Origin of the sequence: Empedobacter sp. GD03865, assembly GCF_029840775.1 — a bacterium.
In the GTDB taxonomy this organism is placed as follows: domain Bacteria; phylum Bacteroidota; class Bacteroidia; order Flavobacteriales; family Weeksellaceae; genus Empedobacter; species Empedobacter falsenii_B.
Genome location: NZ_JAOCDF010000007.1, coordinates 74,573 through 96,596 on the forward strand (window position 1 = coordinate 74,573; position 22,024 = coordinate 96,596).

Here is a 22,024-nt window from a genome sequence, read left to right on the forward strand (position 1 = left end):
AAATAAAAAATACAATAACGATGAATAAAGGAAATATTAATGTTTCGGTAGAGAATATCTTTCCATTAATTAAGAAGTTTTTATACAGCGATCACGAAATCTTTTTGCGTGAGTTGATTTCGAATGCTTCTGACGCAACCCTGAAATTAAAGCATTTAACAAGTATTGGTGATGCAAAAGTAGAATACGGAAATCCAAAAATTGAAGTAAAAATCAATAAAGACGATAATACTTTACATATTATTGACCAAGGTTTGGGAATGACAGCTGATGAAGTTGAAAAATACATCAATCAAGTTGCTTTTTCTGGTGCAGAAGAATTTATTAATCAACACCAAGATGCAGACGGAATTATCGGACATTTTGGTTTAGGTTTTTATTCTGCATTTATGGTTGCGGATAAAGTAGAAATCATTACAAAATCATACAAAGACGAGCCAGCAGTTCATTGGACATGTGATGGTTCTCCTGAATTTACCTTAGAAAATTCTGATAAAACTGAACGTGGAACTGAAATTATTTTACATATTGCTGAAGATTCGAAAGAGTTTTTAGAAGAATGGAAAATCCGTGAATTATTGACTAAGTACAATAAATTCATGCCAATTCCGATCAAATTTGGAACGAAAAAAGAAACACTTCCTTTACCAGAAGGTGCTGCTGAAGATGCTAAACCAGAGGAAATCGAAGTTGATGATATTATCAATAATACAAATCCGGCTTGGACAAAAGCGCCATCAGAATTGTCTGACGAAGATTATCAAAATTTCTACAGAGAATTGTATCCAATGCAATTCGAAGAACCTTTATTCCATATTCACTTAAATGTTGATTATCCATTTAATTTGACTGGAATTTTATTCTTCCCAAAATTAGGAAACAACATCAATATTGATAAAGATCGTATTCAATTATACCAAAATCAAGTATTTGTAACAGACGAAGTGAAAGGAATTGTTCCTGATTTCTTGATGTTATTACGTGGTGTGATAGATTCTCCAGATATTCCATTGAATGTTTCGCGTTCGTACTTACAAGCTGATGGAGCTGTGAAGAAAATTTCGGCACATATTACGAAAAAAGTGGCGGATAAAATGTCTTCATTAATGAATCAAAATCGTGAAGATTACGAGCAAAAATGGAACGATATTAAAGTTGTAATTGAATATGGAATGATTTCGGAAGATAAATTCTTCGAAAAATCTGACAAATTTGCATTGTATCCAACAGTTGATGGTAAATATTTTACTTGGGATGAATTAAATACTGCGATTAAAGACAATCAAACCAACAAAGACGGAAAATTAGTAATTCTTTATGCGTCTGATGTTGATGGACAAGATCAATACATACAAATTGCGAAAGAAAAAGGTTACGAAGTAATTTTATTAGATTCTCCTATTTCTTCTCACTTGATTCAGAAGTTAGAATCTACAAAAGAAAATGTAACATTTGTTCGTGTTGATGCGGATCATATCAATAATTTGATTGAAAAAGATGAAGTTAAAATTTCCAAATTATCTGATGATGATAAAGAAAAATTGAAAACTGAAATCACAGAATCAATCAACAATAAATCATATACAATTCAATTAGAAGATTTATCTGGAACAGATGCACCTTTCATCATTACGCAATCAGAATTTATGCGTCGTATGAAAGATATGCAAGCTTCTGGCGGAGCTGGGATGTTTGGAATGGGTAATTTCCCTGAAATGTATAATGTTGTTGTGAATGCAAACTCGGATTTAGCAACAGAAATTTTAGCTAAAGATTCGAAAGAAGAAAAAGAAGCGTTGATTAATCAAGCATTAGATCTAGCAAAATTATCGCAAGGTTTGTTAAAAGGTAAAGAATTAACAAATTTTATCAATAGAAGTTTTAAGAACATTAAATAATCTCAGAACACTATATTTTAGTAATCTTAAACTTAAAATCCAGCACATAATGTGCTGGATTTTTTATTTCTAAATAGATTTATTGATGTGTTAAACTTTTAAAATTAATCTGAAATAATTTGCAAAACATGATTTTTGTCATTAATTTTACATCAAGGAATTAATAATTATTCGTTCAGGACTTCAAAATACTTTAGTTGTTTTGAAACAGAACATTAAAATTAATAGTTGTTTTTCCACAAAATAACGAAATTTTTAAGCCGACAGAGAATTTTCATAATAAGGTGAAAATTAATTCAAATCATTATCAAAAATTTCGGGAAGGATTTCAAGAAATTGAAATCCTTTTTTCCCTAGACGTTCTTTTTAAATCGATTTTGCTCATAGTTATTGCATAGGATTAATAGTCTCTCATATATGAGTACATTTCATTTATTATTTACAATAGATATTTGTTCTATTTATAAAAATTCTTTTTTATAATCATTTAAAAAGAACAAGTTACAATGGACTTATTCAGAAGAAAGAATTTGACATTGGGAAGGATTTCAAGAGATTGAAATCCTTTTTTTTTTTGCAATTATTATAACAAAAAAAGAGCGACAAACATGTCGCTCTTTTAATATATATCAGAATGTTATTATTCTTGTGATACAATTTTTGCAGATAAATACTCACGGTTCATACGTGCAATGTTATCTAAAGAAATTCCTTTTGGACATTCGATTTCACAAGCTCCTGTATTTGTACAGTTACCAAAACCTTCTAAATCCATTTGTGCAACCATTTTTTGAGCACGACGAGCAGCTTCTACTTGTCCTTGTGGTAACAATGCGAATTGAGAAACTTTAGCTCCTACGAATAACATTGCAGATCCATTTTTACAAGTTGCAACACAAGCTCCACAACCAATACATGTTGCAGCGTCGAACGCTTCATCTGCATGCATTTTGTTTACTGGAATATTGTTTGCATCTACTGTACGTCCTGATGTATTTACAGAGATGTAACCACCAGCTTGTTGGATACGGTCGAAAGATGAACGGTCTACAATTAAATCTTTGATTACTGGGAATGCAGCAGATCTCCATGGTTCGATGTAAATCGTTTCACCATCTTTGAACATACGCATATGTAATTGACAAGTTGTAACACCTCTATCTGGTCCGTGCGCTTCTCCATTGATGAATAAAGAACACATACCACAAATACCTTCACGACAGTCGTGGTCGAATGCAACTGGCTCTTTTCCTTCCTCTATTAATTGCTCGTTTAATAAATCAAGCATTTCTAAGAAAGAAGAATCAGTAGAAACATCTTTTAAGGAATATGTTTCCATTTTTCCTTGAGCATTAGCGTTTTTTTGACGCCAAATTTTCAGCGTGATGCTGATTGTTTTTGATGATGCCATAATTCTATATGATATTTTGACATTTTGCTTGAAAGTTTGTTATCAAGCAAAATGATTTTATTATTTATAACTACGAGTTTTAAGCTCGATATATTTGTAATTTAATTCCTCTTTGTGTAAAACCTCAGTGTTGATATCATCACCTTTATATTCCCAAGCGGCAACATAAGTATAGTTTTCATCATCACGCATTGCTTCACCTTCTTCTGTTTGGTACTCCTCACGGAAGTGACCACCACAAGACTCATTACGGTTAAGAGCATCAATTGCCATTAACTGTCCTAATTCTAAGAAGTCAGCTACACGTCCAGCTTTTTCTAACTCAGTATTCATTTCGTTAGCATCACCAGGAACTTTTACATCACGATAGAATTCTTCACGTAAAGCAGCAATTTCAGCAATCGCTTCTTTTAAACCTTGAGCATTACGAGCCATACCTACTTTGTTCCACATAATATTTCCTAAACGTTTGTGGAAACTATCTACAGTTTTAGTTCCTTTATTGCTTAAGAAATGTTGAATTTGGTCTTTAACAGCCTTTTCAGCTTCATCAAATTCTGGCGTATTTGTAGGAATTTTACCTGTACGAATATCTGCTGATAAATAATCTGCAATTGTATAAGGTAATACGAAATAACCATCTGCTAAACCTTGCATTAATGCAGAAGCTCCTAAACGGTTAGCTCCGTGATCAGAGAAGTTAGCTTCTCCTACTACGAAACATCCAGGAATTGTTGATTGTAAGTTGTAGTCAACCCAAACACCACCCATTGTGTAGTGAATTGCTGGATAGATACGCATTGGATTTTCGTATGGATTCTCATCTGTAATTTTCCAATACATTTGGAATAAGTTACCATATTTCTCCTCAATCCATTTTTTACCTAATTTCTCGATTTCAGCATCTGATGGATTTTGATCTCCGTTTGCGAAAGCAACCTCACGACCTTTTTTCTTGATCTCATCTGTAAAATCTAAGTAAACTCCTTCTCCAGTTTCATTTGCTTCAATACCATAACCAGCATCACAACGCTCTTTTGCAGCACGAGATGCAACGTCACGAGGAACTAAGTTACCAAATGCAGGATAACGTCTTTCTAAGTAGTAATCTCTGTCTTCTTCTTTGATATCAACTGCTTTTTTCTTACCAGCACGGATTGCTTCAGCATCTTCTTTCTTTTTAGGAACCCAGATACGACCAGAGTTACGTAAAGATTCAGACATTAAAGTCAATTTAGATTGATTTGTTCCGTGGATTGGAATACAAGTTGGGTGAATTTGTACATAACAAGGGTTAGCAAAATAAGCACCTTTTTTGTGAATTTTCCATGCTGAAGTTACGTTAGAACCCATTGCATTAGAAGATAAGAAATATACGTTTCCGTAACCACCAGTAGCAATAACTACTGCGTGAGCAGAATGTCTTTCGATTTCACCTGTAATTAAATTACGAGCGATAATACCACGAGCTTTACCATCTACAAGTACAATATCTAACATTTCGTGACGGTTGTACATTTGGATGTGCCCTAAGTGGATTTGCTGATTCATTGCTGAATAAGCTCCTAATAATAATTGTTGTCCTGTTTGACCTTTCGCATAGAAAGTACGAGATACTTGTACCCCACCAAAAGAACGGTTATCTAATAACCCACCGTAATCACGTGCAAAAGGAACCCCTTGCATTACACATTGGTCGATAATATTACCAGAAACCTCCGCTAAACGATAAACGTTAGACTCACGAGCGCGGTAATCACCACCTTTGATTGTATCGTAAAATAAACGGTAGATAGAGTCGTTATCTCCTTTATAATTTTTAGCAGCATTTATCCCCCCTTGTGCAGCAATAGAGTGCGCACGACGTGGTGAATCTTGATAACAGAAAGCTTTTACTTTATATCCTAACTCTGCTAAAGTAGCAGCTGCAGAACCACCAGCTAAACCAGTACCTACAACAATAACATCAATTTTATCACGGTTATTTGGAGCCACTAAGTTTAAGTGTGCTTTGTGTTCGCTCCATTGTTGTGCGATATCTCCTTGTGGAGATTTTGAATCTAATATACTCATTTCTTGATATTATTTAATTATTTAACAAAAAAATGGTAAACAGCGATGATAATGAAACCTGCTGGAATTAAAATTGAATACCATTTCCCGAAAGCAACAATTACTGGAGTGTATTTGTTGTGTCTTGCACCAATAGATTGGAATGCTGATGCAAATCCATGTTGTAAGTGTAATGATAAAAATACAAATGCAACAATGTAAATTACTAATCTTACAAAACTTAAAGCACCTTCTAATGTGAAAACGTGGTTTAAATGATCCATAAAGTAATTTCCTTGAGCAAACTCAGGATTTGGAGCAATGTAGTGATCAGTAATTGTAGGAACCCAAAAGTCATACAAGTGTAATAATAAGAAAATTAAAATTACAGATCCAGAAACTAACATGTTTCTTGACATCCAAGAAGCATTTGCAGCACCATTATACTTTTGATAAGCAACTGGTCCACGCGCTTTCTTGTTTTGCGCTTCTAATACAAACCCCATTACAAAGTGGTATACAACACCAATTAATAAAATAGGCTGCATTAAATATTGGATAAAAGGGTTATCACTCATGAAAGCCGAAACTTCATTGAACCCATTCGGATTAATAACAGATAATGCATTAATCACGAAATGTTGTAACAAGAACACGATCAAAAATAACGCTGAAAGCGCCATCGCGAACTTCTTACCAATCGACGATTTTAGTAATGATTCATTTGCCATAAAGCAATTCGTTTAATTTTTTAGATATTTCCACAAATTTAATCATCCCGTTGCTCTAATCACAATGAATTATATCATTTCGTTAACAGATTTCAATAGTTTAGAATCATTCTTAGTTAATTAAGACATTTTTAACAATTTTTCTAAATTTTTATTGCTTAATAAATAATTAATTTCTATACTTGCAGTAGAAAAGTAGAACAACTTTTCATAGGTTTAAGTTAGTTAGGTTAATCCTCTTATATTTCTATAAGAGGATTTTTTATTTTTTTAGTTGTAACATTATTCTTTTTTTTACTACAAATAAAGAGCAACAGAATAATAGTTTGAATAATAAAGCAAAAATATTTACTGAATTAGTCGAGAAAAATCAGGGAATTATCCACAAGGTTTGTCGTATTTACACAGACGACAAGGATTCTCATGACGATTTATTTCAGGAAATTGTATTGCAATTATGGCGCTCTTACGATTCCTTCAAAGGAGATTCAAAATTTAGTACATGGATGTATCGTGTTAGCTTGAACACAGCAATTACTTTAATTAGAAAAAAAACAAAATCCAGTGAAACTGATTTTAATGAAGCTCAATTTTTAAACTTAAAATCTGATGACAAAGACGAATTTTTAGAAGAGCGTATCACACTTTTATACGCAGCAATTAGATTATTAAACGACGTAGAACGTGCATTGGTACTGCTATTTTTGGAAGACTTACCTTATAAAGATATTGCTGAAACTTTAGGAATTTCAGAAGTTAATGCTCGGGTAAAAATGAACAGAGTAAAGATAAAATTAAAAGAAATAATGTCTAAAATGGAACAATAATGGAGTTAGATGACTTAAAATCAATTTGGGGTTCCATAAAGGAAGAAGAAAAGTTTGATCAAAATCAAATTTTTCAAATGTTGAAGAAAAAATCGTCAACGACAATAAAATGGTTATTTATATTCACTTTTTGCGAATTTATCCTTTTTCTTGTCTATAATTTATATGTTTTAATTTCAGGAAAAAATTTTTTTAATAATGAAGTCAAAACATTAGTCGAAGAAAAAACGATTAATAATTACGAAATCGCTTCCGTTTTTAGTATTGTGATTACGTTTGGATTTTTGGTGATGGCTTATCGTTATTTCAAGAAAATAGATCTTAATCAATCTGTTGTCGATTTGATGAAAAACATTATTTCATTTCGTCGATTGGTGAACTTGTTTATTCTTTTCACCGTTTTAAGTTTAATTGTTTCCTCTGCCCCATTCTATTACGAATTAGGCCAATCTATTTATTTAGCAAAACATGCCAATGATATACAACCAATTGCGAATAATGCTGCTGTTTATGGTTGGATTGCAATAATAACTGCTGTTGCTTTTATTGTGATTATAGGAACGGTTTATTATGGAATTATTTATTTTTTATTTTTAAGAAAACTTCAACAAAACATGAAAGAGTTGAAAGAAATGAAATAAAATCTTATTTTTGTAAACTGAATGAAAAAATTTATCCAATATATCATGCTTACAATTTCACTGTTTATGACAGTGTATCAGTCTGCGCATATATTGGATCATGCTTTAAATAAAGAGCACAAAGAGCTGAAAGACAAATTCTCTAACGTACACGATCATAGCTGTACAATTTGCCATTTCAATCAACATTTTATAGAAAATGATTCAGAAATTGAGTTATTTGAATGGTCACAATCATTTATCCAAAAAGATAAAACACTTTACACAACTCGTGTAAAACAAGCTGTATTACTTACTCAAAAAAGTCTTCGAGCACCGCCCTACGCAATTTAATTTCAGAAAAAACCACCTTATTTTTTTAACGTTATTAAATTATTGTATTTATGTCAATCAACATAAAATGTAGTATTGCGGCTACATTATTGTGCGGAACTGTGTTTGCACAAAACATTTTCGAAGGTCAAATTATAGATAAAAATCAAAAACCAATTCCTTTCGCAACTGTATACTTCAACAACGAAGAATATCACACAAATGCCGAAGGAAAATTTAGAATTGAGAATTTAAACAAAGGAAATTATCAAGTTCAAATTGATGAGCAAGGTTACGAACCTTTTTCTCAAAATATTACGTTTGATTCTCAACAAAAATTTGTTTTTACACTTACTTTTCACAAAGCATATAATTTAGATGAAGTTACTGTTTTAGGGCATCATCACGATTTTTCAACAGCTAATGTAGATCGTGTCGATCAATCTTATATTCAAGAAAACTATGCAGGATCATTAGCCAAATCACTTGAAAATATTGCAGGTGTTAATGCTTCTGGAATTGGATCATCAGCTTCAAAACCAATTATTCGTGGACTTGGTTTCAATCGATTAATTGTTGCTGAAAATGGTGTAAAACAAGAAGGACAACAATGGGGAGCCGATCATGGTTTGGAGATTGATGCGCTAAATGTTGAAGATGTCGAAGTGATAAAAGGGCCTGCGGCTTTGGAGTACGGAAATGAAGCTATTGCTGGAGTTATCAAGATTAACAATAACAATTTACCAGCGAAACATTCACTTTCTGGAGAAGCAAAAACTTTATATCAATCAATAAATGATAATTACGGAATTGGATTTAATTTGAAATCTCGTAACGATCATTTTTTCTATAAAATAAAAGGTTCTTATTCTGATTATGCAGACTACAGAACGACTACCGATCGCATTTATTACCTGAATCGCTATTTACCAATTTACAATAAACGTGTAAAAAATACGGCTGGACAAGATTTGAATGCTGAAATACAAACAGGTTATATTGGTGAGAAATTTCGTTCAATTTTAACGGTTTCTAACGTTAATCAGAAAATCGGTTTCTTTCCTGGTTCACACGGAATTCCTTCTGTAGATAGACTTCAAGATGATGGAAATTATAGAAATATCGAATTTCCTTATCAAAAAGTGAATCATTTTAAAGTAATTTCCGAAAATGAATTTCGTTTAAATTCAAAAGACGTTTTAAAATTTTTAGCAAGTTATCAAAACAATCGTCGACAAGAAGTTAGTTCATTTCACACACATTATGCAAATCAACCAGTTCCAACAAAAAATCCTGATTTAGAATTAGATTTTAATTTATCAACGTATGATTCTCAATTAAAATTTGAACATAATCATAGCAAAAATTTCAAAACAATAATTGGCGCACAAGCGCAATTACAAGCCAATAATATTGCCGGTTACAATTATTTATTACCAAAATATGACCGAAATATTTTTAGCGGATTTTTGATTGAAGAATTCAAAAAAGGAAATCGTTGGAAAGTAACTGCTGGTTTACGTTACGATTATTCGACGTTCAAATCGGAAGGTTATTTTGATGAATTTCTTTACAATTATTTGATTGAAAAAGGTAATTCTGAAGGCATTGCAGATTATTATGCAAATCGTAGCAAATCAATCGATCGTAGTTTCAGTAATTTAAACGGAATGATTGGTGCAACTTTTCAACCAAATGATTTATGGGATTTCAACTTGAATGTTGGAACAAATTTCCGTTTACCAACCGCTATAGAATTGGGTTCTAACGGAATTCATCACGGTAGTTTTAGACATGAACGAGGTGACGAAAATCTTGATATAGAAAAAGGAATTGCTGTAGATTTCAAATCTGTTTTTCACAAAAATGATTGGAATATTTCGCTAAGTCCGTATTTATATTATTTCAGCAATTATATTTTCTTAAAACCTTCGGGACAATTTTCGATTCTTCCTCATGGTGGACAAATTTATCAATATACACAAAGCAAAGCTTTGTTGACTGGTTTTGAATTTGAAGTTCGTAAGAAAATCAACGAAAATTTTGATGCAAATCTTGTGTACGAATATTTATACAATCGACAAATTACGGAAAATAAAAAATTCGGAAATTATCTTCCTTTCACTCCTGCAAATAATTTATTTGGACAAATTAATTATAAAATCAATCAAAATATTGCATTTTTAGAAGGTTTGAGCTTTTTTGCAAATGGAAAATATACATTTGAGCAAGATAAAATTGCACAAAATGAAGATATCACTCCAAGTTATTTCTTGGTTGGAATTGGAGGAAAAACGAAACTTAAATTCAATAATTTTAGTGCAAATTTAAGTGTTCAGGTTTCTAATTTATTCAATAAAAACTATTACAATCACACCAGTTTTTATCGTGCATTGCAATTACCAGAACAAGCTCGAAACATACAAATTATGTTAGGAATTCCGTTCGGAAAATAGTTGATACATGAAAAAGAAACATCCTATTTTTGGACTTTTCTTTAGTATTATTCTTTTTTCGATTCCAACTTTTAATCAATTACATTTTTCTTTAATCGATCATTCACAAGATTTTTCGAATCAAAAGAAAGAAATTATTCATCATCAATGTAATCATTTCACCTATTACTCTGTCTTTATTGACACGCATGATGAACCAAAAATAGAATCAAAACCGAACGAAGAATTTTACAGTAAAGAAAGTTTTGAACAAGTAGAAAAAATTAAACATTCTACAATTGAATATCATTTTACACGAGGTCCGCCTCAGGATTTTGTTTATTAATAAATCAACCAAAATCTTAAAAAAATAATATTCAATTCAAAAAAAATAAAACAATGAAAAATTCAATTTTAAACTATTCATTTATAACATTATCAGCATTATTCATTACATCTTGTTCATCAGATGATTCTTCATTAGATACAACAAAACCTGAAATTAATTTGATTGCACCTAAAGACCACGATGAATTTCATTTAGGCGAAACCATCTCAATTGATGCTATTTTGAAAGACAATGTAGAATTGGGAACGGTAAAAATTGAAATTCATTCCGCAGAAGATGGTCATCAACACAGAACAGCAAATGTTAATTGGACGTATGATGCAGAAGAAGCTATTCCAGCAGGAAAAACTGAGCACACATTAAGTCATAAAGTAAATATTCCTACAGAAGGAATTACGGAAGGACATTATCACTTAGGATTATTCTTAATTGATCGCGCTGGAAATCAAACGCAATCTTTTATCGAAATCGTTGTAGGTGAAGATTACGACCATGATCACTAAAAAAAAAATTTGAAAACGTCCGAAATTTCGGGCGTTTTTTTATGTGCATTGTTAAAAGAATACTATTTTAGCACTCTTCAATTATATCAAAACAAAAAAATGATTGCAATAGCAGATAGTGGTTCTACTAAAACGGATTGGGTAATTTTAGATAGCGACCTTAATGAAGTTTTTAGAACAAGTACAATTGGATTTAATCCGTATTTTGTAACAGCAGAAGATATTACGACTGAATTACAAAAAAATGAAGATTTTGCACCTGTTGCAAATGATTTCGCAAAAATCTTTTTTTATGGTGCTGGAACTTCCAGCGAAACAATGCATGCTGTTGTTAAAGAAGGTTTACAAAACTTCTTTACAAATGCTGAATTTGTAATAGACCATGATTTATTAGCCGCTTGTTATGCCACTTACATGGGAAAACCTGCAATGGTTTGTATCTTAGGAACAGGTTCTAATTCTTGTTATTTCGATGGAACAACAATGCGCGAAGAAACAAAATCTTTAGCTTATATTTTAGGAGACGAAGGTTCTGGAAATGACCTAGGAAAACGTGTATTACGCGCTTTTTATACAAAAAAAATGCCTCCACATTTAGCAAAAGCTTTTGATGATTATTATAAATTATCTGTAAATGAGTTAAATAAAAATGTGTACCAAAATAAATTTGCAAATACTTATTTAGCCTCTTTCAATAAATTTGTTGTCGAACATAAAAATGATCCATTTATTCAGAAAATTATTTATGATGCAATGTCTTCTTTTATCGAATATCAAATTATGCCTTACGAAGAAGCTCGTCATTCTGAATTAAATTTCATTGGTTCGATTGCTCATATTTACGAAGATGTTATTCGTTCAGTTGCGGCAGAATATCACTTAACAGTTGGTCATATTATTAGAAAACCAATTGATAATGTTGTTGATTATCACAAAAAATATTTGATTAAATAATCATGGCAACTCAACCAAAAATAGCAGTAATTTCTTACAATACTCCTCATCGCAAAACACAAGATGTTTTACACGGATTAAAAGCTAAAGGTTATCAAAATGTAAAAATATTTGCATTGCCTTTTGTACAAAGAGAAAATCCGTTCAAACCAATTTATCAACATCGTCCAAGTAAAGCGATTCAAGTAAATTTAGATGATTACTGTAATAGTTTTGGTTATAATTTTGATTTAACAACTGCTGAAACGTTGAATAATCAATTAAACGATTATAAAGCTGAATATGTAATTATTGCAGGTGCAGGATTATTACCAGATGAATTGGTTGAAAATCATAAAATTATCAATACACACCCAGGTTTTTTACCTTTGACAAGAGGTTTAGATTCATTAAAATGGGCAATCACAAAAGGAGTCGAAATTGGTGTTACAACTCATTTTGTAGACACAGAAGCCGATGCTGGTTTTTTGATTGAACAACAATATGTTCCTGTTTACGGGAATGATACGTTTCATTCTTTGGCTAATCGTCAATATGAAACAGAAATTGAAATGTTAGTTAATTCGATTGAATTAATACCAACACTTTCAGAATTCAAATCACTTTCATCAAATGAATTTGAAGCGACGCGCAGAATGCCAAAAGCTATCGAAGAAAATTTGATGCAAGCATTTGATACTTACAAAGAAAAATATAAAAGGGATTAAATATTTTTTAGAAAAAAATTAAAAAGCTAACCGAATTGGTTAGCTTTTTTGTTGAATCTATTTTTTAATTTGATTTTACTATCTTTAATAAAACAATTAAGATGAACAAAGAAAAACCTTTGAGCGAATTAACATTAGAAGAATTAAATGATAAAAGAAAAAAAGTTAATAAACTTAATCTTAGCATTCAAATTCCTTTATTACTCATTGCAATCGTTTTATTAATTCTGAAGATGACAAACAAATATGATATCAATGTAACATTCGTTATTTTATTATCATGTTCTGTAACTTTTATTCCTCTTATAACAGGTTTAGCGAAAATAAATGCAGAAATCAATACCAGAAAAAAAGCGAATCAATGAGTTTCTTTTCTCTTTTTCCTAAGATGTAAAACATTTTTGATTGGATTATAAATCATAATAAAAACCATCATTACAATTCCGAAATAAAATAAAGTTCTAAAAATTTGAATATCTGCAATCAACAAGGCTTGGTTATACAATTGAGATTTCAGATTACTTGCTGTCAAACTGATAGATTCATTTACTAAATGAGTTGTATTGTGTTTATTGAATAGATTATTCCATTGTTCTTGAAAAATCGTATTGGTAATATCTAAATTTTTCGTCATCAAAAATTGATGTTTAGTCGTCAAGAAAAGAATTGCATTTTGCATAATCGAAAAACTAATTGTCGACGACCAATAACGCATTGCAACTGCTGCTTGCATGGTATTCATAGAAAAATTAGCATGTACAGAACATACCATATATTGCAAAATTGGCGCAAACAACATTCCTTGTCCCATTCCTTCCATCAACAATGGCGGAATAACTGCATTCGGACGAGTATCTGGAACCAAAATGTAACTAAACCACAACATAGCAAACGTTAAACAAAAAAAACCTCCAAAAAACACATACTTATATTGCGTTTGAAATTGTGTAATGATGTAATAAGCAAACAATGCTCCGATATAAATTCCGGCACAATTATAATATTGTATTTGCAAAACAAACTCCCAATTCCATTTCCAAACAACATTCATAACTTGATAAATGTTACTCATACTCGATTTGAAAATATAAAATGTAAAAAACAACAACATACCTACAATAACTCTTTCGGAACGAAGAATCTCGAAATGAAAAATCGGTTTTTTAGACGTTAATTGTTGCAAAATAAATAAGCCTGAAAAAATAAACATTGCAGCAAACGCAATAACGATATAAAGCGATTCGAACCAATAATATCTTTTACCATAAATCAATAAAAAAGCTCCTGCTATTAATGACAACATCATCAAAAAATAACCAGCCAAATTCAACTGATACAAAGGTTTTTTGGGATACAATCTACCATGACTAAAAAGAAATACGTAAATCAATAATGATAAAACATGAAAAAAGATGACCGTATAAATCACCATATTGAAATTATAATTTTCGATGGCAAATTTTACAATAGAGGTCGTGTATTTATCAGCCGTCATCATAAATCCATATAAAAACGTATTTCCTAATAATCGTCCATATTCGCCTTTTATACGCGACATAATTAGCGGAACAATAATACAACCTTCGAGATAAGATGTTGTTCCTTGTATCACACGAAGCAAATAAATCAATTGCGTATTTGTTGTCAACGAAATCAGTAACATTAATACAATATTGATAATCGTCATAAACAATAAATAGGAACGAATATTAAAGAACTGAAAAAGCCGTTCGTTAATAAAAAGTCCACAAACAATTGTTGCGTAAGCCAAAGAAAAAATGAATTGTAAATCGTCTACATCAACATCAAGAAATGAAGCTGTAAATGTACTATTCATATTGAAAAGTGAGAGAATCATCACATGCGGAATCAACGCGGCAATGAGAATTGGAAGCACCAATTTTTCTGGTATCCATTTCTTGAAAATGGGATGTTGATTGTGCATTGAGTTATTTATTCAATTTTACAATCAAGTTCAAAACATTCATTCGAAAGTTTGTCTAATTAAAAATATTTTATTGATTTCGTGATTATCTTACCTAAAAAGTAAAAAAAGGAAGCTGCCTGAGAAAAGTCAAAAGGCTAAAATGTGATTCTGAATAATAAATCGTTAAAATACGATGATTCATTTTTATAAAACTATAACAAATTTAAAATCAATGAAATACAATTTACATTTTTTTAAACATTAATTATTTTTCGTTTGATTTATTTTGATGGCAAAAGTAAGTGCTGTCTCAGAAAAACAAGTTGATTATTTGAGAATATAATTTGTTCATTTACGCCATTTTTAAATTTAAAAAACTTTAAAATATCACCTTTTTACGGGATAATTTAGATAAAACATTCATTTTTAAAAATTTGTCATAAAAAAACGTACTTGATTCTATTAAATCAAATACGTCAATTAAATAAAAAGTAATATATAAAAATTATTTTAACGATGTAAAAGTCTATTTTTTATCGGTTGATAAAGAATTACAAAAACCGCTGCGATAATTCCCACAACAAACAATGTTCGGAAAATCTCAATATTACTAACCAACAAAGCTTGGTTGTACAATTTTGCTTTTAAAGCTGCAGCAGTAATACTTTCTGCTTCGTTTGGAAGATGATTCGCAATATTTTTATTGAACAAATTATTCCATTCTTGTTGGAAAATCGGACTCGTTTTGTCTAAATTTTTGGTCATCAAAAATTGATGTTTAGTCGTCAAATATAAAATTGCATTTTGCATTAACGAAAAACCAATTGTTGTCGTCCAAAAACGAATCGCCGTACCAGCTTGTGCCGCACTACCAGTAATAGAAGGATGTACAGAACCTGTAATATACAACACTAATGGCGTAAAAATAACACCTTGCGCAATTCCTTCTAACATTAGCGTTGGCGCTATTGCCTCGACTTTTGTATCTGGATAAAACAAGTAACTAAACCACAACATGCTCATGGCTAAAAGTACAAATCCAAGAAAAAATATTTTTCTAAAATCAACTTTATTTTTAACCATGAAAAATGAAAATACAATACCAATGATGGAACCTGCCACATTAAAATATTGAATCTGCAACACATATTCCCATTGCCATTTCCAAACTGTTGACATGACTTGGTAAATATTACTCATCCCAGCACGCAAAGTATAGAAAACAAAAAACATTAATATTCCTAAAATGACACGTTCTGATCTGAAAATCTCAAAATGAAACAAAGGTCGTTTGGCTGTTTTTTGATGCAATAAAAATAAGCCACTAAAAACGAGTGTTGATGCAAATGCTGTGATAATAATTGGCGATTCGAACCAATAATATTTTTTCCCATAAATCAAGAAAAACGCACCAGAAATTAGGGAAATAATCATCAAGAAAATTCCTCCTAAATTTAATTGATACAACGGTTTTTTAGGAAACATTCTGTTGTGATTAAAGAAAAATACATAAATAATTAATGCTACAACATGAAAACTCATAATCGTATACACCATCATATTGTGGTTATAATTCTCAATCGCAAACTTCACGATAGAAGTCGTAAATTTATCACCTGTTAACATTACGCCATACAAAAACGAATAAGCAATCAATTTTGAATGTTCACTTTTAATATTCGACATAATGATTGGTAACAAAATACAACCTTCGAAAAGCGATAAAGGTCCTTGAATGAAACGCAGAATCAAAATCAATTCTGTATTTGTCGTCAATGTCATTCCAAACAATACCAAAATGTTGAGCATGGTCATTGTTAGCAAATAACTTCTGATATTGAAAAAGTGAAAAAATCGAACGTGAATAAATAAGCCACAAACAATAGTGGCATACGCCATCGAAAAAAGGAACTGCAAATCATCGACCTCCAAATCCAAAAATGATGCTGTAAACGTACTATTCATGTTGAATATCGTCAAAATCATCAAGTGAGGAAATAGCGCAAGGATAAAAATTGGCACAACCAATTTTTGCGGAACCCATTTATTGAATATTGAATTTTGTTGTGACATTTATTTAATTTACTTTTTCTGCGGAAACATTTACATTCATTCCGGTACGTAATTTTTCGTTGTTTTTAGACTCTTTCAGAATTATTTTTACAGGAAAACGTTGTTCAATTTTCACGAAGTTCCCTGTTGCATTATCAGGTTTTATCAAAGCAAACTCAGACCCAGAAGCTGGCGAAAGTGATTCAATTTTTCCTTCAAACTCAATGTTTTTGTAAGCATCAGCTTTTATAATAACAGGTTGATCCAAATCGATTTCTCCAATTTGCGTTTCTTTAAAATTTGCAACAATCCATTTCTCTTTCGAAACCACTTGTACTAAGGCTTGTCCTTCTTTTATTAACTGACCTTCTTGAATATTTTTTGTTCCAACCCAACCATCATAAGGCGCCACAACATAGGTATATGAGAGAGTAAGTTTGGCATCATTCAATTGGGCTTTTCGTTGTAAAATTTGAGTTTTTGCAGGCGCAACTTTTGTTTGTTCTGCAGACGCACTAACATTTACTGCATTACGTTGTTGTTCCAAAGCACTCAAACTTGCTTTTGCTTGTTTATATTTTGCTTCAACTTCTTCAAATTGTTGCACAGTTGCAGCATCTTCTTGTACTAAATTTTTGAAACGATTATAATCTTTTTCCGTTCTCCAAACCTCTATTTTAGCAGCTTCTATATTTGCATTCACAATATTAACATCACTTGATTTTGTATCTACCGCTTTTTCATATGTTAAAACAGATTGCGAAGTCGATTCTAAATTTGCTTCTGCAATATCAATCTGGTTCTGAAATTCTCTATTGTCAATCACAACAAGCGTATCACCTTTGTGTACAAATTGATTTTCTTCGAAATTTACTTTTTTGATAAAACCAGAAACTTTACTCGAAACTGGCGTAATATATTGTCGCACTTGCGCGTCATTTGTATTGACATGTGAACTCGAAAAGAAATAAAACCAAGCTACTGCAGTGATTCCTATGATAATAAAAATCCAAGCAATCGCAGAAAGCGTTCTATTCATTCGTTTTTCTCCTTTTGTCTGTTGTTTTCCCATTTTTATAAGTTTCCTAAAATGTATTGTAATTGATAGTATTTTAATTGTTTGTTAATTTGCAATGAAATCAAATTCGATTGAGCTTCTAAATAAGCGTTATCCGCATCGATAAGTTCTGTAATCAAACTCAATTTGTTGATGTATTTTGTTCTAACAATTCGATAATTTTCTTTGGCTTGACCAATTGCATCTTCCGCAATTTTTATTTTATCGATCGATTCTTCTAATCGTTTATTCGCTGCAAAAACATCATGTCGAATTTGTTCTTCTTGCTCTTCTATTTCTAATTTTGCAATTGAAATGTTACGATCTGCGATTTGCATTTTTTGTTTATTCTTGAAAAAATTACTCAACGGAATCGAAACATTTACACCAACAGAACCAAATCTGTACAAATATTCTTCTGGTGGAAAAAACATAAAGTTTGGATAATTATATCCATATTCCGCTCCAGCAGTTATTTTTGGTAATGTATTAGCTTTGGTAATTTTCTTATCAATTTCTTTCAAATTCAAATCATCTTTCGCAATTTTCAAGCTTTCACTTTGATCTATTGCTTCCAAAATCATTTCATCAACCAAACCCAAATGCTCTTCATTTGTAAACAAATCATTGGTGTCAATATGCATTTCTTGATTTTCTGGTAAGGCTAAAATTGTTTTGATTTGATGTTCAATAATCGAAATTTCATTCGCCAATTCTGTAAAAGACATTTTATGATTTGACAATTGCAATTCTGTTCTCAAGACTTCGTTGTAGGTTACCAAACCATTTTTTTTCAAGGATTCTGTTTGTTTAATCACAACCGAATCTTCTCTCATTTTATCTGAAATTAACTTTTGTTGTTCTTGCAAATGCAACGCTTGTAAATAAGCTGTGATGATTTGCATTCTCAATTCTCGTTCATCTTTTCGAACTTGCAGTTTCGAAATATTAGTTTCTATTTCAGATTTTTTCTCATCATTTTTTAATTTACCACCTAAATAAATTGGAATTTCTGCCGAAAGTGTAAAATCGTATTTCACTCGAGGAACAGCATATTTTGTAGAAGGTTTTAGAAAACCGTCTTCATATTGGCGTAAATTACTCAAAACATGAAAACCAGTATGAAAGTCTACATCTGGCAATTTCTCATTTTTAAGATCTTTCTCTTTTAATTCAGCAATATTAGTTTTTAAAGCGCTAATTTGTAATTTTTTATTATTTTGAAGTCCAATTTCAATTGCTTTGCTTAATTTCAGTTGGTTATAGTCTATTTCATTTTGAGCATAACTCAACCCACTCAGCATTAACAACAATGTAAGCAACTGATATTTAACGAATTTAAATATCATTTTGTATTATTTATAAGTCTGTTATTGATTTTTAGTGATGCAAAGTTACATTCAAAACACCTTTACCCTCTTGATAAAAAAAGAAAATAATTTGCTCATTTACGCCAAAATAAAGTAATTTGCAAAAGCAAAAATATTTCACTTTATAAAAGTATAAAACAATGTTGTTTGATCAGTTTTTTTTTAACGAAGTTGACAAATCTAAAGTCCATTTTTACATACAACATGCACATTTAGATACGATAGGAACGCGCGTACATGAACACAAAAAAGCACAATTATTATATGCAGAAGGCGGAATTGTACATGTTTTTGTAAACGACAAACATTGGTATTTGCCTGCGCGTTGTTTTATGTGGATTCCTGCAAATACGCCACATTCTATCTTAACGAATAGTAAAACAGGCGATTTGTATAACTTTTATTTCAAGACCGAAAAAGAAGAAAACGATTTTTATTCGATTACAAATATTTATTACACGAATGAGTTGTTAAGGGAAATGATTTTGTACACCAAAAATTGGAGTGGATCAATTTCGGAAAAAGATCCTGCAAAATATGATTTTGTAAAAGCCATACGATCTATTCTACCCGAAATGGAATCGAACAAATTACCTGCTTTTATTCAGCATCCATTTCCAAAAGATCAGAAACTGATTGATATTGCTCGATTTCTGATGAAAAATATCGAGAAAAACTATACAATAGATGAAGTTGCGCAACAATTTGGTTTGAGCACGCGAACATTATCTCGAAAATTCAAAGATAATATGGGAATTAATTATGTTCGATTTTTACGCGCATTACGTATCACAAAATCATTGGAATTGATTGCTGAAAATAAATACAATATGTACGAAATCGCAATGTTAGTTGGTTATAATTCGTTGTCATCTTTCAGTAATATTTTTCAGAAAGTTTCAGGAATTCGACCAACAGAATATGCGCAATTATTACACACAAAAAAACAATAACTTAAGATAAAAACTATGATTATTAAAGCTTTTGCCGGAAGTAACAGCTCTACTTCTATCAATAAACAACTCGTAACTTATGCTTCTTCTTTATTAAACAAAGATCAAATTGAGATTTTAGATTTAGATGACTTTGATATCCCTACTTTTGATATTGATATAGAAAAAGAACAAGGTTTTTCTGATGAAGTAAAACGATTTTATCAAAAACTTGTTGATTCTGATATTTTGCTTATTTCATTAGCAGAACATAATGCTTGCATTACAGCAGTTTTTAAAAGCTATATGGATTGGTGCTCAAGAATTAATTATAAATTTCTTGAAGGAAAAAAGGTCTTCGTTATGAGTACATCTCCTGGTGGTTATGGAGCAAAAAACTCTTTAGAAATAGGTTCTAAATTAATTACAAAATTAGGAGGTGACATTTTAGTCGATTTCTCTTTGCCTAAATTCAACGAAAATTTTGCAGAAGGTAAAATCACTAATGAAGAATTAAACAGAGAATTGATTCTTAAAATTGATGAATTTAGAAAAAAAATATAAGTTTTTATCTTTTCCTAACATAGGTCAATAAAATTTATGGTTGCTTGCAATAACTTTGCTTCATCAAAAATGAAAATACTCAATAAGAATATGAAAATTTTAGCTTTTGCTGGTAGTAACAGCAAAAAATCAATCAATAAAGAATTATTAAATTATACTTTAAATCAAATCGAAAATGCAGAAATCGATTTAGTTGACATCAATGATTTCGAGATGCCTATCTATTCTATTGACCGTCAATTAGAAAATGGATTTCCACAAGAAGCGCAGGATTTTTACAATAAAATCAAAGATGCAGAAGGTGTTGTAATTTCTTTGGCAGAACATAATGGAAACTTTTCTGTTGCATTAAAAAATATTTTGGATTGGGTTTCTCGTATCGAAATGCCATATTTGAAAGATAAAAAATTGTTGTTATTAAGTACATCTCCAGGTGCTTATGGTGGAGGAAATGTAATGGAAGTTGCAACAAAATATTTTGGAATGTTTGCAAGCGGAGAAATTGTAGCAAGCACGACTTTCCCATCTTTCAACGATAATTTCCGAAATAGTGAAATTGTAAATGAAGAATTAAAAAATAAAGTATTAGCGCAAGTTAATATCTTTCAAGATGCTTTAACTGCTGTTGAAGCTTAATTGAAAATGTATGTATTGAAAAAAGGTCTTTCGAACGAAAGACCTTTTTTTTGTTATCAATTTAATTCACATTTATCTCGTAGGTGATATCAATTCCTCCATTTGCAAGCATATCATGTACACTACAATACTTCTTAACCGCTAATTCAGCAGCCTTATTTGCTTTATCTAAATCAACATTTCCTTTTAAGAAAAATTTGATGTGAATATTTGTAAAAATATTTGGAATTTCATCTCGACGCTGACCTTCAACCTCAACTTTAATATCTTCAATTTCTTGACGTTGTTTTTTCAAAATTTCATTCAAATCAAAAACACTACAACTTCCCAAAGCAATCAAAACCAACTCCATTGGGCGAACTCCTTTTCCTTCTCCTCCAATCGATTCAGGTCCATCAATATTTACTTTTACCGAAGAACTTGACGCAGTCGCTTCATAGTGAGAAGCCTGATTTACTCTATTTAATTCAACTTTCATCTTATTTCTTTTAAAGTATAAAAATAATCATTCTCTAAAGATTTATTCTAATATTTGATTGAATAATGATTTTCTGAATAAATTTTAGCTAAATTTAAATTCAATTATAGAAAATTTTGATGAAACTGCTCAAAAAATACTTGAAAACGGAGGAATAATAGCATGCCTAAATTTGCTATTCCTGGAAT

General features: G+C 30.9%; 21 protein-coding genes. 13 read left to right on the forward strand and 8 right to left on the reverse strand.

What is annotated here, in order from left to right:
* Nucleotides 1–20: 20 nt before the first annotated feature.
* The gene (gene htpG, locus N5D46_RS04495; RefSeq protein ID WP_219034494.1) at nucleotides 21–1,898 is read left to right on the forward strand and encodes a molecular chaperone HtpG; all 1,878 of its coding nucleotides are present in this window, start codon (nucleotides 21–23) and stop codon (nucleotides 1,896–1,898) included.
* Between the two features lie 640 nt (nucleotides 1,899–2,538).
* Here the strand turns inward: htpG and N5D46_RS04500 are convergent.
* Genes N5D46_RS04500 through N5D46_RS04510 form a run of 3 tightly spaced genes read right to left on the reverse strand, consistent with a single transcriptional unit; the run spans nucleotide 2,539 to nucleotide 6,092 of the window.
* On the reverse strand, nucleotides 2,539–3,309 hold the full coding sequence (locus tag N5D46_RS04500; protein ID WP_038337216.1) for a succinate dehydrogenase/fumarate reductase iron-sulfur subunit: 771 nt from the start codon (nucleotides 3,307–3,309) through the stop codon (nucleotides 2,539–2,541).
* Between the two features lie 60 nt (nucleotides 3,310–3,369).
* Nucleotides 3,370–5,382 (reverse strand): fumarate reductase/succinate dehydrogenase flavoprotein subunit, encoded by a 2,013-nt coding sequence (locus N5D46_RS04505; RefSeq protein WP_125349258.1) that lies wholly within the window; start codon nucleotides 5,380–5,382, stop codon nucleotides 3,370–3,372.
* Between the two features lie 17 nt (nucleotides 5,383–5,399).
* Nucleotides 5,400–6,092 (reverse strand): succinate dehydrogenase cytochrome b subunit, encoded by a 693-nt coding sequence (locus N5D46_RS04510; RefSeq protein ID WP_125349257.1) that lies wholly within the window; start codon nucleotides 6,090–6,092, stop codon nucleotides 5,400–5,402.
* A gap of 326 nt (nucleotides 6,093–6,418) precedes the next feature.
* Here N5D46_RS04510 and N5D46_RS04515 point away from each other — a divergent pair, with 326 nt between their 5' ends.
* The 9 genes from N5D46_RS04515 to N5D46_RS04555 all read left to right on the forward strand — a co-directional run bounded on the left by N5D46_RS04515 (nucleotide 6,419) and on the right by N5D46_RS04555 (nucleotide 13,185).
* Complete coding sequence (locus N5D46_RS04515; protein WP_038337221.1) at nucleotides 6,419–6,919, forward strand: sigma-70 family RNA polymerase sigma factor; 501 nt, start codon at nucleotides 6,419–6,421, stop codon at nucleotides 6,917–6,919.
* Nucleotides 6,919–7,560, forward strand: a complete 642-nt coding sequence (locus N5D46_RS04520; protein WP_180904712.1) for a hypothetical protein — start codon at nucleotides 6,919–6,921, stop codon at nucleotides 7,558–7,560. Before N5D46_RS04515 ends, N5D46_RS04520 begins: the two co-directional genes overlap by 1 nt.
* Before the next feature lie 66 nt (nucleotides 7,561–7,626).
* Nucleotides 7,627–7,893 carry a hypothetical protein gene (locus tag N5D46_RS04525; RefSeq protein WP_148098210.1) on the forward strand — a complete coding sequence of 89 codons (267 nt, stop codon included), beginning with the start codon at nucleotides 7,627–7,629 and terminating at the stop codon, nucleotides 7,891–7,893.
* 50 nt (nucleotides 7,894–7,943) lie between these two features.
* Nucleotides 7,944–10,328, forward strand: a complete 2,385-nt coding sequence (locus N5D46_RS04530) for a TonB-dependent receptor (protein WP_038337227.1) — start codon at nucleotides 7,944–7,946, stop codon at nucleotides 10,326–10,328.
* 7 nt (nucleotides 10,329–10,335) lie between these two features.
* Nucleotides 10,336–10,653, forward strand: a complete 318-nt coding sequence (locus N5D46_RS04535; RefSeq protein ID WP_038337229.1) for a hypothetical protein — start codon at nucleotides 10,336–10,338, stop codon at nucleotides 10,651–10,653.
* Nucleotides 10,654–10,706: 53 nt separating this feature from the next.
* Nucleotides 10,707–11,159 (forward strand): DUF4625 domain-containing protein, encoded by a 453-nt coding sequence (locus N5D46_RS04540; protein ID WP_115001091.1) that lies wholly within the window; start codon nucleotides 10,707–10,709, stop codon nucleotides 11,157–11,159.
* Nucleotides 11,160–11,258: 99 nt separating this feature from the next.
* Nucleotides 11,259–12,113, forward strand: a complete 855-nt coding sequence (locus N5D46_RS04545; RefSeq protein WP_181816317.1) for a BadF/BadG/BcrA/BcrD ATPase family protein — start codon at nucleotides 11,259–11,261, stop codon at nucleotides 12,111–12,113.
* A gap of 2 nt (nucleotides 12,114–12,115) precedes the next feature.
* Entirely contained in the window at nucleotides 12,116–12,820 is a 705-nt protein-coding gene (locus N5D46_RS04550) for a formyltransferase family protein (RefSeq protein WP_115001095.1), read from the forward strand.
* Between the two features lie 101 nt (nucleotides 12,821–12,921).
* Entirely contained in the window at nucleotides 12,922–13,185 is a 264-nt protein-coding gene (locus tag N5D46_RS04555; protein WP_115001096.1) for a hypothetical protein, read from the forward strand.
* Here N5D46_RS04555 and N5D46_RS04560 read toward each other — a convergent pair.
* From N5D46_RS04560 to N5D46_RS04575, 4 genes are all read right to left on the reverse strand, one after another.
* Nucleotides 13,179–14,765, reverse strand: a complete 1,587-nt coding sequence (locus tag N5D46_RS04560) for a hypothetical protein (RefSeq protein WP_280049285.1) — start codon at nucleotides 14,763–14,765, stop codon at nucleotides 13,179–13,181. The genes N5D46_RS04555 and N5D46_RS04560 overlap by 7 nt on opposite strands.
* Nucleotides 14,766–15,257: 492 nt before the next feature.
* Nucleotides 15,258–16,820, reverse strand: coding sequence for a hypothetical protein (locus N5D46_RS04565; RefSeq protein WP_280049286.1), 1,563 nt, complete (start codon nucleotides 16,818–16,820; stop codon nucleotides 15,258–15,260).
* Nucleotides 16,821–16,824: 4 nt separating this feature from the next.
* Nucleotides 16,825–17,871, reverse strand: a complete 1,047-nt coding sequence (locus tag N5D46_RS04570; protein WP_219034486.1) for an HlyD family secretion protein — start codon at nucleotides 17,869–17,871, stop codon at nucleotides 16,825–16,827.
* Between the two features lie 2 nt (nucleotides 17,872–17,873).
* Nucleotides 17,874–19,205: a TolC family protein gene (locus N5D46_RS04575; RefSeq protein ID WP_280049287.1), complete on the reverse strand. Its 1,332-nt coding sequence runs from the start codon at nucleotides 19,203–19,205 to the stop codon at nucleotides 17,874–17,876.
* A gap of 161 nt (nucleotides 19,206–19,366) precedes the next feature.
* Between N5D46_RS04575 and N5D46_RS04580 the strand changes: the two genes are divergently transcribed.
* The 3 genes from N5D46_RS04580 to N5D46_RS04590 all read left to right on the forward strand — a co-directional run bounded on the left by N5D46_RS04580 (nucleotide 19,367) and on the right by N5D46_RS04590 (nucleotide 21,358).
* The gene (locus N5D46_RS04580; RefSeq protein WP_038336064.1) at nucleotides 19,367–20,179 is read left to right on the forward strand and encodes an AraC family transcriptional regulator; all 813 of its coding nucleotides are present in this window, start codon (nucleotides 19,367–19,369) and stop codon (nucleotides 20,177–20,179) included.
* Between the two features lie 15 nt (nucleotides 20,180–20,194).
* Nucleotides 20,195–20,722: an NAD(P)H-dependent oxidoreductase gene (locus N5D46_RS04585; protein WP_115001105.1), complete on the forward strand. Its 528-nt coding sequence runs from the start codon at nucleotides 20,195–20,197 to the stop codon at nucleotides 20,720–20,722.
* 90 nt (nucleotides 20,723–20,812) lie between these two features.
* Nucleotides 20,813–21,358 (forward strand): NAD(P)H-dependent oxidoreductase, encoded by a 546-nt coding sequence (locus N5D46_RS04590; RefSeq protein ID WP_280049288.1) that lies wholly within the window; start codon nucleotides 20,813–20,815, stop codon nucleotides 21,356–21,358.
* Between the two features lie 61 nt (nucleotides 21,359–21,419).
* On the opposite strand, the gene N5D46_RS04595 is transcribed toward N5D46_RS04590, so the two are convergent.
* A complete protein-coding gene (locus tag N5D46_RS04595) occupies nucleotides 21,420–21,836 on the reverse strand; it encodes an OsmC family protein (RefSeq protein WP_115001108.1) in 417 nt (138 codons plus the stop codon).
* Nucleotides 21,837–22,024: the final 188 nt, after the last annotated feature.